A 3,838-nucleotide genomic window follows, 5' to 3' on the forward strand; every position below is an offset into this window, starting at 1 on the left:
GAGACAGGGCGTGTGCCGCGTCCGGGCGACGAAGCGGCCCTGCCCGGTCAGGACGATCTCGTCCTCCTGCCCGGGGCGGGCCAGCTCGCCGAACACGCGCTCGGCGTCGGCGGCGGGGCTGCCGCCCCGGTGCACCGACACCCGCCGGACCGTCACGCGGGGCTGCTCGTTGGCCAGGGTACGGGTCGCCCCCCACACGGCCGAGGCAACCGGCGTGTCCCCGCCGCCGGGGACGGGGCAGGGCACGGCCGCGCACTCGTACGTGACCAGCCACAACGCCGCCGCTGTGGACGGCGGAAGCTGGGCGCACGCCTGAGCCACGGCGCGCACGGCGGCGATGTGGCCGGCGACCTCCTCGACGACGGCCTCGGGCGGGCGGGCCGCGCCGCCCCGAGGGTCGGCCGGGCTCTCCACCACGAGGAGGAACGTGACCGCGGCGGCGCCCTGCGGCACCCGCTCCAGCAACCGCGCCGCGTCCTCCCCGGCGTCCGCCCGCTCGACGTGGCTCTGCCCGGCGATCAGGTCCCCGAGCGCGTCGGCCAGCGCGGGCGTGCGGTCCCGCACTGGACCGTGGGACGACGTGACATCGGCGCCGCCCTTGGCGTGGCCGGCGACGACGATCCATGTCTGCGCGGCGTCGAGCGGGAGCCGCTGCGGGGCAGGGGCCGTGCCGGCCGCCGTGGCCAGCAGGAGCGAGCACTCCGCCCGGCCGGGATCGTCGTCGTCGGTCAGGTGCGCGACCTCGCGGTACCCCGCCTCGGCCAGCACCCGCGGCCAGCGCTCGGCCTCGACCAGCGGCGAGTGCGGCCGCAGCTCGCGGTCGGCGTTGCCCCAGTAGCCGGGCAGCATCCCGGCGTAGGCCGCGACGGGCGGCCGGTGGGGTTCGACCGCCAGCAACTGCCCGCCCGGCACCAGGAGCTCGGACAGGCGGGCGAGCGTGCCCGCGAGGTCAGCGGACCGGTGCAGGGCGTGGGCGGCGATCACCAGGTCGAAGGAGCCCGGTGGCAAGCCCTGCTCGGCGGGGCCGGCGTCGAGGTCGAAGCGGCGGAACTCCACGACGTCTGATCCGGCCAGCCGCCGTTGCGCCCGTGCCAGGACCACCTCGTCGACGTCGGTGACCAGGTAGCGGGTACGGTCGGCGGGCAGGATCGGCAGCAGCATGGCGGCCGTGCCGCCGGTCCCCGCGCCCACCTCCACGATGCGCAGCGGCCGGTCCGCCGGCCAGCGCGCGGCGATCTCCCCGGCCAGAGCGCGGATGAGCCGGTTGCCGTGCAGGCACAGGGGCGCGATGTCGTGCACCTGGTCCAGCAGTTCGGCGCCTCCGCCGGAATGCAGCAGCTCGGCGGGGTCGTGCTCGCCGAGCAGGACGGGGACCAGGTGCCGGACGCACAGCGCGGTCAGAGCCTGTTCGGCGGCGAACGGCGTCGCCTGCCCGAAGAACGCCGTCGCCTCGTCCTGCCTGGCCCGCCCGGCGGCTGAACCGTCGCGGTGCTGGCCGATCAGCTCGAAGCGGGCCTCGCCCGGGCGCCGGGCCAGGCCGTGCCGCTCCAGGAGCGGAAGGGCGTGCTGCACCATCGCCACGCCGCGGCCCGTCACCCCTGCACGTACCAGGTCGTTCACGCCGATCTCCCCGCCGGGCGGGCAGAGGATCTCCTCCAGGGCGGTGGCCAGGGCGGCGGCGTACGACGCCTCCGCACGGTCGGCGAAACGGCCGTGGTCCAGGGCCCGCCAGGCCGAGCGGAGGTCGGCGAGCCTGCCGGCGACGGCGTCGACGATCTCCACGGGGCCCGCCAGCGGCCATGGCGCGGCAGGCGTGTTCTCGTGCGGCAGGGCGCGCAGCTCGGTGCGGAAATGTTGCAGCGGCAGGACCGTGCTGAGCTGGGTGCGCCGCAGCCGGCATCCCTCCACCTCGACCGTGACCGCGCCGTCGGGGTCGGCCACCAGGATGTCCCAGCACACCTCGTCGTCGCCGCGCGCGCGTTCGCGTACGTACAGGACGCCCTCGGCGGCGGGGGCGCGCCACACCCGCACCGCGCCGATGGCCGAGGGCATGAAGGCGTTGCCCTGCAGCATGGTCTCCACCAGCCACGCCACGCCCGCCTGCAACGCGCTGTCCAGCAGCACCGGGTGCACGTGATATTGGCCTTCGGCCTGCGCGGGCACGCGGTAGGCGGCCAGCACCTCACCCTCTCCCAGCCGCAGACCGGTCAGGACCCGGAAGGCGGGCCCGTAGGCCATCCCGCCGCGGGCGGTGTCCCGGTAGAAGGCGTCCACGTCGGCTTCTGCGGTGATGCGGGCGCGCAGCGCGGCCAGGTCCAGCGGCGGCGGGCAGGGCCGCAGCAGCAGCCGGACACGTGCCCGGAAGTGCTCCTGCGGCGGCAGCGCCAGATCGTCGGTGCTGGTCACGACCACCGCGCCGGTCTCGGGCGTGAACGACGTCTGCGCGTACAGCGGCCGGGCGTCGGCCGACTCGGGGATCACCAGCGCCCGGGTGACGGCCGCCCGGTCGACCTCCACGGCTTCGCCGGCCTCCGGAATGGCCAGCCTGGCGGCCGACAACGCCATCTCGACGTAGCCGGTGACGGGCAGGACGGGCACGCCCCCTGCGCGGTGGTCGACCAGCCAGGGCGCCAGCGTGCGTTCGATCGGGCCGTGCCAGGTGGGGTGCGGGGCCGGCAGGCGCTCGCCCAGCAGCGGATGTTGCAGCGCTCCCGTGCCGCTGGAGTGGACCCACGTGTCGGGGCCGCCGATCCAGTAACGCTCGCGCTGCCACGGGTAGGACGGCAGGGACACGACCCGGCCAGGGCGGGGGAAATAGACGTCCCAGTCCAGCCGGCCGCCGGCGGCGATGATCTCGGCGACCGCGGTCGCCATGGCGGCGGGCTGCTCGCGGCGCAGGGTCGGCACCACGCAGGCGCGCCGGCGGGCCCGCGCGGTCATCCGGCGCAGGTAGGAGCGGAGCACCGGATGCGGCCCCACCTCGACGAAGACGTCGTGGCCGCTCGCCAGCGCGCCGTCCACGGCGTCCGCGAACCGCACCGGTTCGCGGACATTGCGCCACCAGTAGGCGGCCGTCAGCTCGCTTCCGTCCAGCGCGCGCCCCGTCACGGTGGACAGCAGCGTGATGCCGGCGGGACGGGGGCGCACCCCGTCCAGGGACCGCAGCAGCGGCTCGCGCGCGGCGTCCATGGCGGCGCTGTGGAAGGGATAGTCGAGGTCCAGGTGGCGGACGAACACGCCGTCCGCCTCCAGATCAGCGCCGAGCTGCTTGAGCTGCCCCTCCGGCCCGGCGAGCGTGACGTCGCGATCGGTGTTGACCGCTGCGACCTCCACGTCCGGATAGCGGGCCAGCACGGCGCGGGCACGCTCCTCCGGCAGCCCGACGGCGGCCATCCGGCCCGTTCCCATCGTGGCGGCCTGCGCCGAGCCGCGTGCCGCGATCACGCGCGCGGCCTGCTCCAGCGACAACGCACCGGCGGCGTAGGCGGCCGCGACCTCGCCCACGCTGTGACCCAGCACAGCCTCCGGGTGGACACCCGCCGCGCGCAACACGGCCAGCAGCCCGGCCTGCACGGCGAACAACATGGGCTGGGCGACCTCCGTCGCCGACAGCCGCCACTGCCGGGGCGGCCGCTCCATCTCGCGCAGCACCGACCAGCCCAGGTACGGCCGCAGCGCGGCGTCGACCTCCTGCACCGCCGCGCGGAAGGTCTCGTCGTCGGCCAGCAGGTCGGCGCCCATGCCCGCCCACTGCGAGCCGTTGCCGGAGAAGACGAACACCATCCGGCCGTGCTCGGCCGCGTCCACCACCGCCGCCACGCCCCGCCCATGCTCAGCG

At 76.0% G+C, this 3,838-nt stretch carries 1 protein-coding gene; it reads right to left on the bottom strand.

The window, feature by feature from the left end; all coding sequences use genetic code 11:
* Positions 1 to 3,838, bottom strand: a 3,838-nt coding sequence (locus E1292_RS49720) for an acyltransferase domain-containing protein (protein WP_132606772.1), incomplete at both ends; no start/stop codon positions are given.

Origin of the sequence: Nonomuraea deserti, from assembly GCF_004348685.1 — a bacterium.
GTDB lineage: Bacteria > Actinomycetota > Actinomycetes > Streptosporangiales > Streptosporangiaceae > Nonomuraea > Nonomuraea deserti.